The following is a 17,474-nucleotide window of genomic DNA, read 5'->3' on the forward strand; positions in this document are numbered from 1 at the left end:
TTTTTTGCATTTTTCTTTAAAAAAAGGGTTGCGCACTTTTAATTTCTCCCTATAATGCGCACCCACTGACACGGGGCGAGACGCTGAAAAGCAAATCAAAACGATGTTGAGTCAAATAAAACTTAACTTTAAAAACTTTTTAAAATTAAGTGTTGACATAAAAAGTGAAGTCGTTATTATGGCGCTCCACTTCGCAGCAAGGCTGCGGTAACTAACTAAGCGTTAGTTGCACTGTTCTTTAAAAATATGAAGCAATCATCTGTGTGGGCACTCGTACAGATTGGGTTCTAACAGCTCTTGATTCAGGAGCAAAAAAATTTAGAGTCTCAATTTCTTATGAGTGACTATATAGTCAATTTATACAGAATTCATTGAGCACGAATCTTCGGATTCAAAAACTTTTAATTGAAGAGTTTGATCATGGCTCAGATTGAACGCTGGCGGCAGGCCTAACACATGCAAGTCGAGCGGTAACATTTCTAGCTTGCTAGAAGATGACGAGCGGCGGACGGGTGAGTAATGCTTGGGAATATGCCTTAGGGTGGGGGACAACAGTTGGAAACGACTGCTAATACCGCATAACGTCTACGGACCAAAGGGGGCTTCGGCTCTCGCCCTTAGATTAGCCCAAGTGGGATTAGCTAGTTGGTGAGGTAATGGCTCACCAAGGCGACGATCCCTAGCTGGTTTGAGAGGATGATCAGCCACACTGGAACTGAGACACGGTCCAGACTCCTACGGGAGGCAGCAGTGGGGAATATTGCACAATGGGCGCAAGCCTGATGCAGCCATGCCGCGTGTGTGAAGAAGGCCTTAGGGTTGTAAAGCACTTTCAGTAAGGAGGAAAGGTTAGTAGTTAATACCTGCTAGCTGTGACGTTACTTACAGAAGAAGCACCGGCTAACTCCGTGCCAGCAGCCGCGGTAATACGGAGGGTGCGAGCGTTAATCGGAATTACTGGGCGTAAAGCGTACGCAGGCGGTTTGTTAAGCGAGATGTGAAAGCCCCGGGCTCAACCTGGGAACTGCATTTCGAACTGGCAAACTAGAGTATGATAGAGGGTGGTAGAATTTCAGGTGTAGCGGTGAAATGCGTAGAGATCTGAAGGAATACCGATGGCGAAGGCAGCCACCTGGGTCAATACTGACGCTCATGTACGAAAGCGTGGGGAGCAAACGGGATTAGATACCCCGGTAGTCCACGCCGTAAACGATGTCTACTAGGAGCTGGGGTCTTCGGACAACTTTTCCAAAGCTAACGCATTAAGTAGACCGCCTGGGGAGTACGGCCGCAAGGTTAAAACTCAAATGAATTGACGGGGGCCCGCACAAGCGGTGGAGCATGTGGTTTAATTCGATGCAACGCGAAGAACCTTACCTACACTTGACATACAGAGAACTTACCAGAGATGGTTTGGTGCCTTCGGGAACTCTGATACAGGTGCTGCATGGCTGTCGTCAGCTCGTGTTGTGAGATGTTGGGTTAAGTCCCGCAACGAGCGCAACCCCTATCCTTAGTTGCCAGCGATTCGGTCGGGAACTCTAAGGAGACTGCCGGTGATAAACCGGAGGAAGGTGGGGACGACGTCAAGTCATCATGGCCCTTACGTGTAGGGCTACACACGTGCTACAATGGCGCATACAGAGTGCTGCAAGCTCGCGAGAGTTAGCGAATCACTTAAAGTGCGTCGTAGTCCGGATTGGAGTCTGCAACTCGACTCCATGAAGTCGGAATCGCTAGTAATCGCGGATCAGAATGCCGCGGTGAATACGTTCCCGGGCCTTGTACACACCGCCCGTCACACCATGGGAGTGGGTTGCTCCAGAAGTAGGTAGCTTAACCTTAGGGAGGGCGCTTACCACGGAGTGATTCATGACTGGGGTGAAGTCGTAACAAGGTAGCCCTAGGGGAACCTGGGGCTGGATCACCTCCTTAACGATTTAGAACAGATTTGTTCGTAGTGTCCACACAGATGATTGTTAGTTAGCTTTATAGCTAATTAATATTGCTCTTTAAAAATTTGGAAAAGCTGATAATTAATTCTTTTAGAAGAAATTCTAGAAAGAGTTTTCAAAAGTAAAACAATGCCGATAAACATTAAATTGTTTATTAGCGTCTACTTTAGTATTCAATATTAACTTCTGGCGAAGTTAAAACTGTCTTTGACGATACAAACCATTTTGGGTTGTATGGTTAAGTGACTAAGCGTACACGGTGGATGCCTTGGCAGTTGGAGGCGATGAAGGACGTACTAACTTGCGATAAGCCTAGTCAAGCCAGTAAGAGGCGCTTGAGACTAGGATTTCCGAATGGGGAAACCCACCTGCTTGCAGGTATCGTTAACTGAATACATAGGTTAACGAGGCGAACGCGGAGAACTGAAACATCTAAGTACCCGTAGGAAAAGAAATCAACCGAGATTCCGAAAGTAGCGGCGAGCGAAATCGGACTAGCCCTTAAGCTTTAGTGTAGTTAGTGGAACATTCTGGAAAGTTTGACGATACAGGGTGACAGTCCCGTACACAAAAACTTATCTAAAGTGAAATCGAGTAGGTCGGAGCACGTGAAACTTTGACTGAATATAGGTGGACCATCATCTAAGGCTAAATACTCCCAACTGACCGATAGTGAACCAGTACCGTGAGGGAAAGGCGAAAAGAACCCCTGTGAGGGGAGTGAAATAGAACCTGAAACCGTGTACGTACAAGCAGTAGGAGCCCTTCGAGGGTGACTGCGTACCTTTTGTATAATGGGTCAGCGACTTATATTTTGTAGCGAGGTTAACCGTTTAGGGTAGCCGTAGCGAAAGCGAGTCTTAACTGGGCGTTGAGTTGCAAGGTATAGACCCGAAACCCGGTGATCTAGCCATGGGCAGGTTGAAGGTTGAGTAACATCAACTGGAGGACCGAACCCACTAACGTTGAAAAGTTAGGGGATGACCTGTGGCTTGGAGTGAAAGGCTAATCAAACCGGGAGATAGCTGGTTCTCCCCGAAATCTATTTAGGTAGAGCCTCGGACGAATACTTACGGGGGTAGAGCACTGTTAAGGCTAGGGGGTCATCCCGACTTACCAACCCTTTGCAAACTCCGAATACCGTAAAGTAATATCCGGGAGACACACGGTGGGTGCTAACGTCCATCGTGGAGAGGGAAACAACCCAGACCGTCAGCTAAGGTCCCAAAGTGTATGTTAAGTGGGAAACGATGTGGGAAGGCTAAAACAGCTAGGAGGTTGGCTTAGAAGCAGCCATCCTTTAAAGAAAGCGTAATAGCTCACTAGTCGAGTCGGCCTGCGCGGAAGATGTAACGGGGCTAAACATACCACCGAAGCTACGGCTGCATACTTTGTATGCGGGGTAGGGGAGCGTTCTGTAAGCGGCTGAAGGTGTGCCGGGAGGCATGCTGGACGTATCAGAAGTGCGAATGCTGACATGAGTAACGATAATGCGGGTGAAAAACCCGCACGCCGGAAGACCAAGGGTTCCTATCCCATGTTAATCAGGGTAGGGTAAGTCGACCCCTAAGGCGAGGCTGAAGAGCGTAGTCGATGGGAAACGGGTTAATATTCCCGTACTTGGAATAATTGCGATGGGGGGACGGAGCAGGCTAATCAAGCATGGCGTTGGTTGTCCATGTGAAAGGCTGTAGGCTGGTGACTTAGGAAAATCCGGGTCGCTAAGGCTGAGAGTCGAGACGAGCTACTACGGTAGTGAAGTTGATGATGCCCTACTTCCAGGAAAAGCCTCTAAGCTTCAGATTATTTCGAATCGTACCCCAAACCGACACAGGTGGTCAGGTAGAGAATACTAAGGCGCTTGAGAGAACTCGGGTGAAGGAACTAGGCAAAATTGTACCGTAACTTCGGGAGAAGGTACGCTCCTATCTGTGATGAGATTTACTCTCTAAGCGGACGGGAGCCGCAGTGACCAGGTGGCTGGGACTGTTTATTAAAAACACAGCACTGTGCAAAATCGTAAGATGACGTATACGGTGTGACACCTGCCCGGTGCCGGAAGGTTAATTGATGGGGTTAGCTTAGGCGAAGCTCTTGATCGAAGCCCCGGTAAACGGCGGCCGTAACTATAACGGTCCTAAGGTAGCGAAATTCCTTGTCGGGTAAGTTCCGACCTGCACGAATGGTGTAACCATGGCCACGCTGTCTCCACCCGAGACTCAGTGAAATTGAAATCGCAGTGAAGATGCTGTGTACCCGCGGCTAGACGGAAAGACCCCGTGAACCTTTACTACAGCTTGGCACTGAACATTGAGCCTACATGTGTAGGATAGGTGGGAGGCTTTGAAGTGGCGTCGCCAGATGTCATGGAGCCATCCTTGAAATACCACCCTTGTATGTTTGATGTTCTAACATAGGTCCCTTATCGGGATTGTGGACAGTGCCTGGTGGGTAGTTTGACTGGGGCGGTCTCCTCCCAAAGAGTAACGGAGGAGCACGAAGGTTGGCTAAGTACGGTCGGACATCGTACGGTTAGTGTAATGGTAGAAGCCAGCTTAACTGCGAGACAGACACGTCGAGCAGGTACGAAAGTAGGTCATAGTGATCCGGTGGTTCTGAATGGAAGGGCCATCGCTCAACGGATAAAAGGTACTCCGGGGATAACAGGCTGATACCGCCCAAGAGTTCATATCGACGGCGGTGTTTGGCACCTCGATGTCGGCTCATCACATCCTGGGGCTGAAGTCGGTCCCAAGGGTATGGCTGTTCGCCATTTAAAGTGGTACGCGAGCTGGGTTTAGAACGTCGTGAGACAGTTCGGTCCCTATCTGCCGTGGGCGTTTGAGAATTGAGAGGGGCTGCTCCTAGTACGAGAGGACCGGAGTGGACGAACCGCTGGTGTTCGGGTTGTGATGCCAATTGCATTGCCCGGTAGCTACGTTCGGAATCGATAACCGCTGAAAGCATCTAAGCGGGAAGCGAGCCTCGAGATGAGTTCTCACTTTAACTTTAAGTTAACTGAAGGGCCGTTGGAGACTACAACGTTGATAGGCTGGGTGTGGAAGTGTAGTGATACATTAAGCTAACCAGTACTAATTACCCGTGAGGCTTAACCATACAACGCCAAAGTGGTTTTAGCTCAGAAGCTAATATGAACTAGAGTAGAAGTTTTAGAAATTATCAGATTTTTCCAGATTTTAACCAAATTTGCTTGGTGACCATAGCGTTTTGGAACCACCTGATTCCATGCCGAACTCAGAAGTGAAACGAAACAGCGTCGATGATAGTGTGGGTTTCCCATGTGAAAGTAGAACATTGCCAAGCACCTATTTAGAGAAAGCCCGATTCGAAAGAGTCGGGCTTTTTTGCTTTAAGTCCCTCTGCAATATATAAAATGGTTCACTTCACCTTGCGCAAAGCAAATGTATTCGCCTTGCTCGCTGTCATTAACTTTGCACTGCTTCACTGTCGGTAACCTTTTGCACTATTAACCCGATTCTATCCTTGTTTTCACTGAGTCCAAATATTTAGCTCAGGCATAGTAATAACATCCATTAAAACAAGGAAACTGTGATGAATATAGACTTCGACATGCTGCGTCATATTATGCCTCAGGCTAAAGACAGCGACATTCAACACTACTTATCAGCTATCCAAAACAGATTAGCTACTTTTGATATTAATACCCCGTTACGTGTTGCACATTTCATTGCGCAAATTGCTCATGAAAGTGGTCAGTTCAAATATAAGGTTGAAAACCTAAACTATAGTGCCAGAGCATTGCGATTAGTGTTCGGTAAATACTTTCAAACCGATGATATTGCAGAACAATATGCACGTAACCCAGAGAAAATTGCCAATGTTGTGTATGCAAATCGCATGGGTAACGGTGATATAGGCTCTGGTGATGGCTGGAAATATCGGGGGCGAGGCTTAATACAGTTAACAGGCAAAGAAAACTATCGGACTTGTGGGAATGCCATAGGCTTACCGCTTGTTGAGCAACCAGATGGTCTGGCAAACGATCCAAATGCGGCGGTGATGACTGCATGTTATTTTTGGCATAGTCGTCACCTAAATCAGTATGCAGATCAGGATGACCTAAAGTCGATTACGAAGCGCATAAATGGTGGTTACCATGGTCTTGAAGAGCGGGCCAAGTTTCTTAATAGAGCAAAGCAGTATCTTGAAATTCAAGGAGCGGATGTATGAGTAACTTCACTTTAGATGACTTGGAAAAAGCACAATCTCTTGTATTCAGTAAAGACAAACTTCGTACTTGGCAGCAGTTAAGTGAGTTGCTGACTGCACAATTAGATACTGTAAAAAAAGAGCCTGATCCATTTTCTACTTGGTGGAATACTAACTTTGCGCTCTTTAGTTCAGTCCAAGTACAGATTAGTGCAGTAAATGCTGGCTTTGCGTCTTTCGAAGATGAGTATATTGAAATAAGTAACTTAGGACCTTCTATTATTGATTTATCAGGCTGGCGATTGAATGCGGGCTCTGAAGGGCAAGATTATGATTTCAACAAACACACTTTGCTATTTCCACAAGATGTTATCCGTGTTTATACCAATCGTGAAAATGCCTATAGCTTTGATAGTCGCCGACCCATTCTAAATAATAAAGGGGATACGGTTTCTCTTTATGACAATCAAAGTAATCTGGTGAGTTGTTATGCTTATGGCCGAGATGCACATCAGAATGTTGGGATCACACATATCTTTTTTGACGGTAATGACCCGAAGAAAGAATCCGATGAATATATAGAGATCGGCAATTTAGGCAATCATATTATTGATCTGAGCCTTTGGGAAATTACTTCTAATGGGGGACAGAGGTTTCAATTCCCAGTATGTAGCAAGCTTATGCCTCATTCAGAGCTTAGGGTCTATACCAATCAGATTAATGAGTCGACAGGTGGGTTCTCATTTAATAGCAACAGAGCAATTTGGAATAATAACGGTGATGTTGGCAGGCTATTCGATTATCAAAAAGTATTGGTTTCAGAATATGCGTATGCATAGAGGGAGGGGCTAAGTGCCCCTTAGTTTATTAATGCGAAAGAAAAAACCAGAGCAAATAGTGAATAAACCCAGCCAAGATATTGTCACCCTAGTCGACGATGCTTTGCAGTTACTCAATTATATGTCTCGAGAGGGCGCCATTGAGCTAGATGAGCGTATTGCCAAAAATGTTGTTGAAGCTAAGTTTAAGGTCCAGAGCGGTACTTGGCAGGTTGAAGACGAAACCTTATTCCTTTTGAACTATGATGCATTATCAAAAGCTGTTCACCCAGTCACAGTTGAAAGTATTCAATCAGTTATACCAAATGAGAGAGCTGAAAAAAGAGCACCTACAAAAGCAGAAAGTGCAGTTGCTTGGTATCGTCGTCATGCCTTATTGGCGCTTGTTTCTTTGTTAATTATTCAGGTGTACTACTTATTCGGAGCTAACCTAAATAGCAATTTAAAGCATGCCTTTACTGAAAAAGCGCGGCTTACACTCAAGTTGGAAACACTGCCTGCAAACAGCCTTGCGAATGAGTACACACAACTTAATCAGGCGCTAGAGACCCTTGAGCAGCAGTTTGATGCGAACTATAGCCTGTTAAAGTCTTGGAACAGCATTTGGATGTTGGGGTTTAGTTTTAACCCAAATTTACCTGATTACAATCAGTTATCTTTTCAGCTTAGGGCAGAGCAATTGAGCTTGAACGACCCTGAACTGAAGTTAAAACAACAGCAGCTTCAGCTAGAGCAAGCCCATTACTTGTCTCAGCTAACCTTCTTCGAACACGACTTATTTTCAGACTCTATTTTAAATGTGTTGCAAAGTTATATTCTGCCTTTGCTCTATGGCTTACTCGGTGCATTTATCTTTGTGCTTAGAGATCTTCTTCGAGAGATAAAATCTCTTACATTTACTTATGATGATGAAATACGTTATCGCTTAAGGTTACCCCTTGGCTCATTGGCTGGCATGATTGTTGGTTGGTTCTTTAAACCTGAAGAGGCAGGTTTAGGTGCGTCATTATCACCTATGGCTTTAGCCTTTCTGATGGGCTATCACGTGGAGATATTGTTTGCGATGATGGACAAAGCGATTGCTAATATTCGTAAACAACTCGAGCCAAATCAAACGACCCCTCAACCTAAGTAAGACAGGGTTGGATAAATTGAAACTATCTAACCCTTGTCATTTAAACTGGCTACTTGTCAAAGAAAGCGGCAAGTTGCTGGTTTAATTTATCTTGCTCTTGTTTAAGTTTTCCTAGCGTAACAAGTCCAACTAATGACCCTTTTAAGCAAGCTTGCACTTTTTGTTTTTGGCTAAAGTGTTTGGCTTTGAACTTGGGTTTAATCTTTTTGGGTTTATAGACTTTTAGTGTGCAAACAATTGCACTTATTAATGCTTTTTGGCTCATTATTATCTCCTTACTTTCTCCTCCAGCATGTCTGAAATACATATTCAAAACCCAGTTAATAACACGATTCTAATTGCGTTAATGTCACCGAGTTTTCTTATTTAAGTTGCTTTACATTTAAACTTTCAATTTACGTTCTAAAACAAGTAAGGAACATCATGGAACATGCAAAGAGCTTTGAGGCTGAGGGCTTTGAACGGCCAAATGTCTTTGAAAACAATAGTACAGATCTTCATGAGAAGCTGCTCAAACAAGGTCAAGCTATGGCACATTTTGCTTTGCAAAAGGGGTTAGCTGTGCCAAGTAAGCTGGTAGAGCAACTCCAACAGGAGCAAACTCCCATAGATATTGCCAGTTTAACAAAAGCACATAATCAGTTAGCTGAACTCGTTGCGCCAGCAATGCCTGAGACAATTTTAATGATGGCCCAAGAGCAAGAAAAACAGACATGGTTCTTGTTTTTAGGCAGAGTGCCGCTTATACGCAAGATGATGTTGGTGGCAATCATCTCTTTGGTTACGTTAATCAGCTTGAGCCTGTCATCATATATTAACAACGATAATATGGTGGCCAGCATGTTTGATATGGAAGGTGCTCGCCTTTTGTATGTGCAAGCGATATTACTTGCCTCTGCGGCCATTGGCGCTTCGTTCTCAGCCTTATTTAAGGCAAACAGCTATGTTACAGCAGGATGTTTTGATGCCAAATACGAGAGCTCTTATTGGGTTCGATTTGTGGTTGGCTTAATCTCGGGCATTATTTTGACTCAGCTTATTCCTATTAATTTAGATGCTGTAGCCAAAACCGCAGAGCAGAGCACGGGTATGGGCGGTGGAATGAGTCATGCTGCTTTGAAAATTACCATGGCTTTGGTGGGGGGCTTTTCGGCTAACTTGGTTTATACCATTTTAGATAGAATTGTTGATACCGCACAGTCGTTTATTTCACCGCAACAGCCAGAAGATCTAGAGACCGTCAAACAGGGTTTAATAAATCAATTTAAGTCTGAGCAGCTTGAGTATGAAGCGCATCTTTCACAGGAGCTTATGGCAATTCAGCAACAAGTCGCGAGCTCACCCTCTATGTCGAGTACTGATTTTCAGCAGTTACTCAGTCAGTACCTAGCAAAGATAATCCGCAATGAGGAGAAGTAATATGGTTAAGTCTTGGTTAAAAGTATTGGTAGTTATCGGAAGCTTGTTGATTCTCAGCATGGCCTCAGGCTGTGCACTGCAAATGGTATCAAATTTTGATAGGCAAACTGAGCAGCAGATCATGGATGTCGCTAAAAAAGTCGATAGGTTTTACGTACAGCTGAGTGAGCTGCCAAAAGAGAAGCGCACCTTTCACTTTAGTCAGAGTACATATCTCAATATTGAAGTTGAGTTATCAGCCCTGCTTATGCGTCAAAAAGTCAGAGAATTAAATGAGTTAACAACCAAGCAGGTGGAGATAACCCAAAATCTTTGGCTGCAAGATAAACAGCAGCATCAGCAAGTAAACAGTATTTCAGATTTTTTGATCAAAACGCGCAAGCAGCAGTATCAGCGACTTTTTCTTGCCATGATCCGTGGCGAACAAGCAAAACAGCAATAAAAGGACAACCTTATGAACATAAATGATTTATACAAACAGATGTTAGACACCGCCTTGAATGTCGTCGGTGACGAAGCACAACAAATGTCAGGGCCTTTACAAAAAGCGTTGAATGCGCAGAAAGCATCGATTGAAGCTTTAGCGCAGGCTAAATTAAATGGCGAGATAAATGAAGATGAGTTCACAGCTGAGCTAGAACGAGAAAAAGCGATTTTGGAAGTTGAACTTATCACTTTAGAAATTATAGCAAAAGCGACGGTCCAAAAAGCTATTAACGCCGCCATGTCATGTTTAACCTCTGCACTAGCTCGTTAAGTTATGATGTTGTATCCGTCGAAGTGTTATGCACTTCGATGGTGAGGAGTTCACAATGACAGATAAAAAAAAGCGCCAGCAAGCGACTAGAGTCAGGATCATTCGACCATTTAAGTTTGCGCCTATCAGAGTAGTAAGAATAACCCAGCGTTCAGCAATTGATGACTGCCAATCTTCTAGCCTCAAAAAAGACGATGCATTAGAAGCTGAGAAAACGCATGTTGAAGGAGATTTAACACAAGAGCCACAAGATGGTTTGGTGCTAGAAAAGCAAAATGATATTAGTGATGCAGAGCAACCAGTTGAAACAGACGCACCACTGGCATATTTTGACAGCGCTGCAAACCCCTATGCATTCTATGTCGCACAAATACCCACTATGTTGTGCAGTTTACCCTCGGAGGCCATGAGTTCTGTTTGTAATAGTGATAACGACGGAACACGTTCACTAACCGATGAAGTTCAAAATGCTCAGTATGACAAACAACTAGAAAGGCCAGAACCAGAGAAGGTAGAGTTAAACGAGCAAAGTCAGCTGGAAAAACAAACTTATAAATCTGAATTTGGAATGCCACATAAAGATATTCAACAAGCTCGCTTTGGTGGGCAACCAGATGAGAAACTGAGTAAAGAGTTAAAACACAAACTTAATACCACGCCTAGTGAAGATTCAACAGAGCAAGTAAATATCACAGCTCAGCTTATTGCAGAAAAGTTGAAGATAAGCCTGGGAGAACTCACCTTTTGGTTAAGTAGTCCGAGGGAGGTACTTAACACTGTCATTAAAGCAGATCGAGATAAGGTTCTGCCTCTTTTAAAACAAACCAGTAATATTCAATCACTGACTTTTGCTCATTTGCTACATGCTTATCAACAAAATGTATTCACTGAGGCGCAAGCATGGTCTATTGAACAGATGATAGCGCGATTGATATCCAAGTCAGCAAAAGAGCAAATTAGCTTAAATACTTTGCTGGCATTAGCCGCACAAGCTAAAGATGAAGATTATGCCTTTGTACAATTCATGCGTAAGGGAAAAAGCAAATCGCTATTTAAGCCGTTGAGCACTTTCACACAAGCAGGTTATCTTGATGAATTGAAAGGCTCGGCTCCTAACCACTTTTTCTACGCTCCTTGCACCCTGTCTCTTGAATTCTTAAATGAATGCTTAGTTGCGCATCAACAGCACTGGCAAACATGGCTCCGTCAACCTCTAGTTAAAAGTGTAATTTAGCCTGACTAATTAGGCTTTTAACCCAAGTGACTTAATTGGAATATTTTTAAACTCATTCAGACACAAATGACATATAAATCATGGAGTTTTCTGAATGACTAAACTAGTTTTTTGCTCTTGCGTTGCAGCAGATGGCCGCAAGTTCGCATTTTTAACCGACCAACCTGAAGTCGAAGAGCTGTTTGATAACGGCTATAAGGTCGCCTACAAAGATAGAGATGGACGTGATACCCCTGAGTTATTGGCACATTGGCGCAGTGCCATAACCGTAGAATCAAAAGAGTTCAGTTTGCTACCTGAAGACGATCAAATCCCAGACAATGTGCAGAGTGCGTTCAACACCATGCTGTCTCACCTAGTGAAGGGGATTGATGTCTTCTTCTGTGATTACAACTTAGGCGTCGAAGGCGACTTACCTATGTGTAATCAAGTGATGGACGAGTTTAAGTCGACAGACTTTGTGTTGTTTTCATGTGCAGATATTGTTGGTACTGACCCCACAGTGCAGCCTTATATGGTGTCGTATTGCGCACCTCGTTATCAGCAAGGTAGCAAGGTGGCACAGCAGCATCGTATTTATTGTAAAACCGATCCATTTGCGTTTTGCCAAGCCATAAACGCCATCGTGGTACAACGTCAAAAAGATGATTTAACTGGTGGTCATATTCGTAGCGATCTAGACCCTTATATCAATGAACCTCCAATAGACAAAGATACGGCAGATCAAGTGCTTAATAGATTTGTAGAATCGCTGCGTAGTAGCAACCCAGATACCGTTGCGATTGGATATAACGGTTAATAACGGCTAGCGCCGCCAGCACTTAGAAGTAACTTTTGAGTCAGAGGCGGCCTAAAAGGATTTCTATGGATCAGCAATTTCATTATTACGCAACGCTTGTAGCCGGGATCATGGCGGGTATGCCTTTAAATGATGCCAGAGAGTTAGCCTATTATTGTTACGGGACGAGCCAGCAGTTCGCTAACTCTGAGCAGACTGAATCTTGGCAGTTCAACGACTACAATTTTAAGCCAATTGTGACCCGTAAAGGTCAGTCAGAACTGCGTTATGGACCGAATAACTGTGCTTTAGCATTTGAGGCATTTCCTGCGATGGAAACTTCGTCAAAAAGCGAGTGCTCAGCATCGAGTAAAGTCACCTTGTGTAAAGTGGGCTCTAGTACTTCTGTGAGTAATTTAGCACTACAAAATACGCAATTTGCACAAACACAGTGTTTTTATAACCCATTGACCGACGTAGATTGGCAAGGGGGAGGGGATTTAAAGCATCACTTTAAGCAGCGTTTGGCCCATAGAGCCTTGCAGCAAACTCAAAGCTTAAAAACGCAATATGAGCTTCAAGCGCAGAAAGTTCAGAGCAAGATATTTGACTCAGAAGCGATTTCGGAACCTGACGATGTACCGTCGTTATTGAAGCCACTTGAGAACAGTAAATTCATTCACAAAGCCATCAATGATGTGATTTACAAACAGCGTTATCACGACTTGGTGCGCTCTGCGCCTTTGGCATTGCTTGGCTGTCGTTTGTTTGTATTGCAACAAAGTTGGTCTGCTCCTCATTCAACCCAGTCACTCTTGCATGCGTGGTTGAATGCCTGGTTGGCCATTTATAGCTTCAAGCAAAACAGGCCCATGCCGCAAACAGCGCCTTGGGAATTATTTAGCTTACAGACAGGGAACTGTCAGTTTTTTAAGAAGTTGGAGCAAAGGTTAGAGGAGTTAAATCGAAAACAGAGTGGCGAACCTGTTTGGTTAACGCTTATCACTGAAGCCATTTCATATAAGCAGCAAAGCACAAGTTTAGATAAGTCGCCTTGGTTGTTGCATTATGGTTTAGCTTTAAGGCCCTCGTATTTATTAGACCAAGCACAGAATTTAGCGGGCGGTGACAAAGAGTTTGTTATTCACAATCTTAATGGCTTTAAGCAAAGCCAGTTTTACCAATTAAATTTGGCAGCGAACTATCATTGTGATTGGTTAGCCAGACAACTCGCCAGTAAAGGCTTAAGTGCTTTTAACACCCAGCAGTCCTTAGGCAACTTAGCGCTTTGGAGAGCAGTATGAGATTATTTGAATTATTGATTGTGCTCTGGTTATTGTTTTTAACCCTTTATATGTTTGTACCGAGTTTTAAAGTGATGATTGATATGTTCTTAATTTAATAGGTAGTGTCATTTCGACACTACCTATTAAATTAAGAATTAAAGGCATGTGCCCGCTTCTACTAGCACCTTGTTTTTTGTGGTTTCACCAGTAATGACTGCTTGTCGATTAAAACAAGGAAAGTGTAACGTGCCAACTACTTTACCGTTTTCATCAACATAGTTATAGATGCGAAAATCCCAGTAGCCCGCTACGGCAGAAAATGAGAGTGCAATTGTTGCGGTTGCAATAGAGGCTAAAACTAACTTCTTCATAAAATGTCCTTTTATATATTAGATTAATAACAAGCTTGAATATGATCGGTAAAGCAAGGCTTGGCACTTAAGCAATCACGAAAAGTTTCTTGACCATGGCAGTTGTATTCAAAGGTATTACAAAAAGTATAGAAGCTCGGTCTTACACCCCCACCTTGCACTTGAGGCGTTTGCTGTATGTTTAGAGTGTTTGTTGTCGAGAGGCTTTTGAGGCTGGACTTTTTTAAACGTATTTTCATAACTTTCCTTATTTGTGTTAATTAAAAGTTAAAATTAACATTAGGCTTCAACAAGGTCAATTTTTGTTCTGTAAAAATTGTAGCTAACGGCTAAGAAGTTAGTCTGTAAATTCAATCAGTTTCCCCGATTCATCTTGATGGCTTAAGCACACAATAGCATTCCAACCAGTTAAAGGAGTAGCGACATTCAGCATGAGCAGAATTCGTTCCACGCAAGGATGCGGCCTTTGTTGGCACTTCCCAAAACGCAGGTTTGGCCGCTCTTTTGAGCGGTCTTTTTTCAACCTGCTTCGTGTATTTAAAAGGTACTTAAATCATGATCGATAAAGGAAATAATGAGACTAAGCAAACCCAAAAAACAGGGTTATTAGACAAAATTAAAAGCCATTTAAAGGGGCTTGTGCTAGGAGGGCTTGGGGTTGTGTCTGCGGCTGCAGTACCCGTGTGGCAAATTTACTTTGTAGAAACGTCCGAGGTGGCTATTGAGGTTACTTCAATCAGTCGAATTGAATCGGATCATTTTAAGGTCGCTCTTGATACCGATGAACTACAAATGCTAGAGCCATACATTCCTGAAAACTTGTTGTATGAATTTAATCACTTGGGACAAAGGGGCGATAAAATTGACTTTCCTGAGTTCTCTCTTGCCACTCTATTTACTGCCTATGATAAAGCAAAACAAGACCTTAAAAATATCTCAATCACAAAAACGAAATTACAACAAAGCATAGAGCGAATAGACGCTTATTTAGACCCCGCCAATCAACAGTACCCGTTGGATGAGTTTCGTGTCAGCGAGTTAAAAAGCTGGGATTTGAGTAATCACATTGATGACGCCGAAGCGCAGTATTTTGAGAACCAAGTGTTAGCCATTACACGAGATTATTCGCAGATGGAATTTAATGCCCAAGCAGAGCCTGCACTCAATCTGTCGGCATTGGCATTTCTGCTTAATGATGTAAAAGAAGATATAACCGATGTGATCCGCGAATCGAATAATCGCCATGAGCGTTTAAGAGATGATATTCGTAATATCGAAACACAATTACAAAAACTAAAAGGTCAGCAGTTTGAGCAAAATACGTTTTTTACTGTGGACGCCGTTGTGTCAAACTCAGGTAGAGCGAGCACATCGCTACGGCCTTTAGCACTGATGCGAGTGCAAATTAGTGATAACAACTATGTTGATATTCGCCTAGAGCAGCAACGTTACTCAGAGCAATCTGAGTTACTACCATCTTCTACCAATATGTTGAGCTATCGCTCATTAGAGCTATATTCTTTTCCGAGTGAAGATCAGGCATTGATCAACACCTTTTGGGGCAGCACAGGGCGCGTGCAAATGTATGCGATGGACACTCAGCAAAATGTATTCAGTTCAAACCAAATTGCCTTTGTCGATAATCGAAACCAAAAAGTCATTTTAGATAAACTAAAAGAAGTGGCCTCAAAGCAAATGCAGTAACTTATTAATTAGTCGAAAATTTTTACGGCGTTTTCAAAGGCAACTGATTGCGCGAGAAAGTCTGTTTTAACACTACGGTGGATTCAATCGCTGCGATACTGCTGATCTGTCCCAACGATTTTTTTACGAAGCTTTCGTAGTGGCTTAAATCTTTGGCGACTATTTTCAACAAATAATCATAACTGCCTGTGATCACCGAGCATTCCATTACTTGCTCAAGGGCTTCTACTTCGTTTTCAAACTCATCGGCGAGCTTATCAGTATTGGCGTTTAGCCTGACTAGGGCATACACCAAAATCGATAGGTTAAGCTTTTCTCGGTCTAGAATGGCCTGATAGCCCTTAATAATACCTTCTTGCTCAAGTTTTTTTATTCTTCTAAGGCAAGGGGTGTCAGATAAATTAACCTGTTGTGCCACTTCAGTGGTTGTCATTCGGCCACGATACTGTAACAGGTCTAAAATGGCTAAATCTTTACTATCAACACGCATGTTGGTTAATTCCGCTAAATTTAATTATTATTTTATTAAATATCACTCATTGAGGGCGGAATAATCAAGTTTATTGGTGAATTTTTATCACAGCCTACTGCTACTATTAATTTATCAATACCAATAAGAATAAAAAATTATGACAGTGTGTACACGAGAGTTTGATGTTTGGATCCGCAGTTCATTCTGCGAGATAAACTCACAACTCGAAACCTTGTATTGGCAGCAAGAAGACAAAGCGAATGTCGAACATGTCGGTGAAGCATTAAAGCAACAATTGCAGAGTGAAGGCACAGAGTTGATCAAAGCTTTAGTCGCTGAAGGTAATACCGATGAAGGGTTCGATAATGCCTTTGATTTACTCGGCAATGTTGGTCTATATATGGCGGCTTGCAGACGCCATGAAATAACAGAGCCAAGCCGAGAGCGAACTTCTCCTTTAGTTGAAGCATCTACATTAGCCATGCACATTGGCGCGTCGATAGGGGTCACGCCGCGCTTTGCCACCGCACATTTAACGACACATAACACAGCGGTAAATGGCGTTTATAAACGCTTTACCGATCTCGCAGACGAAAAAACCTTCGTCGATTACAACACTAAAGGCATTCTGGCCTATAAACGCGCTGCTGACGCTTTGTTAAAAATCTTACCGCTGGGCGTATCGCACCCAATCACGGGCGATTTATTAAAAGTTGCTAAATATGCGCTACAAGATGTGATTGACTCTAACCAAGAGTTGTTTTATAAGCTCGACACCGACCGATTTTTTTACTGTGTAAGACCTTATTACAAACCACATAGAGTGGGTTCTCAGGTTTATCGTGGTGCCAATGCTGGAGACTTTGCAGGTATTAATGTGATTGATATGCTGCTCGGATTATGTGTGGCCAACGAGCCCAGTTATTCGCAAATGCTGGTGGATAAATTCTTATATATGATGCCAGAAGATCAGCAAATTTTGCGTGATTGTATGCGACGCACAAGTTTGATGGATTCATTTTTAAACCTTGAAAGTCAGCACAGCGCTTCTTGGTATCAAGAGAATGTGACGTTATTTTTAGAAGTGTGCGAGTTACATGGAAAAGGCGCTATCCAGCATCATAATCAATTGGTTGAAAAGTATATTGCGCAGCCTTCAGACTCAATGGCAGAGCAACACCTAGATAAAGTAACAGCCAGCGGCCCGCCACTGTCAGTCTTACTTGGCTCACTTGAAAAGCTTCGAGACCGTCGCGCTGCCAATCAGCGAGAGGACATTTTTACTCGTTATCACGATATTCAAAAACTCAAAGCCACGTTAAGCAGATAACCA

14 protein-coding genes and 3 rRNA genes are annotated in these 17,474 nt (G+C 43.3%); 14 read left to right on the plus strand and 3 right to left on the minus strand.

Annotation, left to right across the window (positions count from 1 at the left end):
- The first annotated feature begins 402 nt into the window (after positions 1-402).
- From ACXAC4_RS05020 to ACXAC4_RS05045, 6 genes are all read left to right on the plus strand, one after another.
- Positions 403-1,935: ribosomal RNA gene (locus ACXAC4_RS05020) — 16S ribosomal RNA — on the plus strand.
- 256 nt (positions 1,936-2,191) lie between these two features.
- A 23S ribosomal RNA gene (locus tag ACXAC4_RS05025) occupies positions 2,192-5,072 on the plus strand.
- Positions 5,073-5,165: 93 nt separating this feature from the next.
- Positions 5,166-5,279, plus strand: a 5S ribosomal RNA gene (rrf, locus tag ACXAC4_RS05030).
- The 16S, 23S and 5S rRNA genes sit together here, the layout of an rRNA operon.
- 249 nt (positions 5,280-5,528) lie before the next feature.
- Positions 5,529-6,167 carry a glycoside hydrolase family 19 protein gene (locus ACXAC4_RS05035; protein ID WP_475159493.1) on the plus strand — a complete coding sequence of 213 codons (639 nt, stop codon included), beginning with the start codon at positions 5,529-5,531 and terminating at the stop codon, positions 6,165-6,167.
- Positions 6,164-6,985, plus strand: a complete 822-nt coding sequence (locus tag ACXAC4_RS05040; RefSeq protein ID WP_475159495.1) for a lamin tail domain-containing protein — start codon at positions 6,164-6,166, stop codon at positions 6,983-6,985. The genes ACXAC4_RS05035 and ACXAC4_RS05040 overlap by 4 nt, the downstream gene beginning before the upstream one ends.
- Before the next feature lie 31 nt (positions 6,986-7,016).
- Entirely contained in the window at positions 7,017-8,120 is a 1,104-nt protein-coding gene (locus ACXAC4_RS05045; protein ID WP_475159496.1) for a hypothetical protein, read from the plus strand.
- 49 nt (positions 8,121-8,169) lie between these two features.
- Here the strand turns inward: ACXAC4_RS05045 and ACXAC4_RS05050 are convergent, their stop codons facing one another.
- On the minus strand, positions 8,170-8,427 hold the full coding sequence (locus ACXAC4_RS05050) for a hypothetical protein (protein WP_475159498.1): 258 nt from the start codon (positions 8,425-8,427) through the stop codon (positions 8,170-8,172).
- 116 nt (positions 8,428-8,543) lie between these two features.
- Here ACXAC4_RS05050 and ACXAC4_RS05055 point away from each other — a divergent pair, with 116 nt between their 5' ends.
- The 6 genes from ACXAC4_RS05055 to ACXAC4_RS05080 all read left to right on the plus strand — a co-directional run bounded on the left by ACXAC4_RS05055 (position 8,544) and on the right by ACXAC4_RS05080 (position 13,612).
- Positions 8,544-9,539: a hypothetical protein gene (locus tag ACXAC4_RS05055; protein WP_475159499.1), complete on the plus strand. Its 996-nt coding sequence runs from the start codon at positions 8,544-8,546 to the stop codon at positions 9,537-9,539.
- 1 nt (position 9,540) lies between these two features.
- On the plus strand, positions 9,541-9,981 hold the full coding sequence (locus ACXAC4_RS05060) for a hypothetical protein (protein ID WP_475159500.1): 441 nt from the start codon (positions 9,541-9,543) through the stop codon (positions 9,979-9,981).
- A 12-nt stretch (positions 9,982-9,993) separates the two neighbouring features.
- Entirely contained in the window at positions 9,994-10,296 is a 303-nt protein-coding gene (locus ACXAC4_RS05065; RefSeq protein ID WP_058029318.1) for a hypothetical protein, read from the plus strand.
- 55 nt (positions 10,297-10,351) lie between these two features.
- Complete coding sequence (locus ACXAC4_RS05070) at positions 10,352-11,530, plus strand: hypothetical protein (RefSeq protein ID WP_475159502.1); 1,179 nt, start codon at positions 10,352-10,354, stop codon at positions 11,528-11,530.
- A gap of 94 nt (positions 11,531-11,624) precedes the next feature.
- The gene (locus ACXAC4_RS05075; protein ID WP_475159503.1) at positions 11,625-12,329 is read left to right on the plus strand and encodes a PIN domain-containing protein; all 705 of its coding nucleotides are present in this window, start codon (positions 11,625-11,627) and stop codon (positions 12,327-12,329) included.
- Between the two features lie 65 nt (positions 12,330-12,394).
- Positions 12,395-13,612: a hypothetical protein gene (locus ACXAC4_RS05080; RefSeq protein WP_475159504.1), complete on the plus strand. Its 1,218-nt coding sequence runs from the start codon at positions 12,395-12,397 to the stop codon at positions 13,610-13,612.
- A 137-nt stretch (positions 13,613-13,749) separates the two neighbouring features.
- On the opposite strand, the gene ACXAC4_RS05085 is transcribed toward ACXAC4_RS05080, so the two are convergent.
- Positions 13,750-13,965 (minus strand): hypothetical protein, encoded by a 216-nt coding sequence (locus ACXAC4_RS05085; protein ID WP_475159506.1) that lies wholly within the window; start codon positions 13,963-13,965, stop codon positions 13,750-13,752.
- 555 nt (positions 13,966-14,520) lie between these two features.
- On the opposite strand from ACXAC4_RS05085, the gene ACXAC4_RS05090 reads away from it, so the two are divergent.
- Entirely contained in the window at positions 14,521-15,669 is a 1,149-nt protein-coding gene (locus tag ACXAC4_RS05090) for a hypothetical protein (protein WP_475159507.1), read from the plus strand.
- Positions 15,670-15,691: 22 nt separating this feature from the next.
- Here the strand turns inward: ACXAC4_RS05090 and ACXAC4_RS05095 are convergent, their stop codons facing one another.
- Entirely contained in the window at positions 15,692-16,159 is a 468-nt protein-coding gene (locus ACXAC4_RS05095) for an Lrp/AsnC family transcriptional regulator (protein ID WP_475159508.1), read from the minus strand.
- A gap of 139 nt (positions 16,160-16,298) precedes the next feature.
- Between ACXAC4_RS05095 and ACXAC4_RS05100 the strand changes: the two genes are divergently transcribed.
- Complete coding sequence (locus ACXAC4_RS05100; RefSeq protein ID WP_475159510.1) at positions 16,299-17,471, plus strand: PrnB family protein; 1,173 nt, start codon at positions 16,299-16,301, stop codon at positions 17,469-17,471.
- Positions 17,472-17,474: the final 3 nt, after the last annotated feature.

It is taken from the genome of Pseudoalteromonas sp. AWM4_233 (assembly GCF_056158285.1).

Bases quoted from the DNA above. Each gene is read 5' to 3' on its own strand.
- ACXAC4_RS05090 (WP_475159507.1), top strand. From the start codon at position 14,521: ATGATCGATAAAGGAAATAATGAGACTAAGCAAACCCAAAAAACAGGG.
- ACXAC4_RS05040 (WP_475159495.1), top strand. From the start codon at position 6,164: ATGAGTAACTTCACTTTAGATGACTTGGAAAAAGCACAATCTCTTGTA.
- ACXAC4_RS05080 (WP_475159504.1), top strand. From the start codon at position 12,395: ATGGATCAGCAATTTCATTATTACGCAACGCTTGTAGCCGGGATCATG.
- ACXAC4_RS05060 (WP_475159500.1), top strand. From the start codon at position 9,541: ATGGTTAAGTCTTGGTTAAAAGTATTGGTAGTTATCGGAAGCTTGTTG.
- ACXAC4_RS05050 (WP_475159498.1), bottom strand. From the start codon at position 8,427: ATGTATTTCAGACATGCTGGAGGAGAAAGTAAGGAGATAATAATGAGC.
- ACXAC4_RS05035 (WP_475159493.1), top strand. From the start codon at position 5,529: ATGAATATAGACTTCGACATGCTGCGTCATATTATGCCTCAGGCTAAA.
- ACXAC4_RS05085 (WP_475159506.1), bottom strand. From the start codon at position 13,965: ATGAAGAAGTTAGTTTTAGCCTCTATTGCAACCGCAACAATTGCACTC.
- ACXAC4_RS05070 (WP_475159502.1), top strand. From the start codon at position 10,352: ATGACAGATAAAAAAAAGCGCCAGCAAGCGACTAGAGTCAGGATCATT.
- ACXAC4_RS05065 (WP_058029318.1), top strand. From the start codon at position 9,994: ATGAACATAAATGATTTATACAAACAGATGTTAGACACCGCCTTGAAT.
- ACXAC4_RS05100 (WP_475159510.1), top strand. From the start codon at position 16,299: ATGACAGTGTGTACACGAGAGTTTGATGTTTGGATCCGCAGTTCATTC.
- ACXAC4_RS05045 (WP_475159496.1), top strand. From the start codon at position 7,017: ATGCGAAAGAAAAAACCAGAGCAAATAGTGAATAAACCCAGCCAAGAT.
- ACXAC4_RS05075 (WP_475159503.1), top strand. From the start codon at position 11,625: ATGACTAAACTAGTTTTTTGCTCTTGCGTTGCAGCAGATGGCCGCAAG.
- ACXAC4_RS05055 (WP_475159499.1), top strand. From the start codon at position 8,544: ATGGAACATGCAAAGAGCTTTGAGGCTGAGGGCTTTGAACGGCCAAAT.
- ACXAC4_RS05095 (WP_475159508.1), bottom strand. From the start codon at position 16,159: ATGCGTGTTGATAGTAAAGATTTAGCCATTTTAGACCTGTTACAGTAT.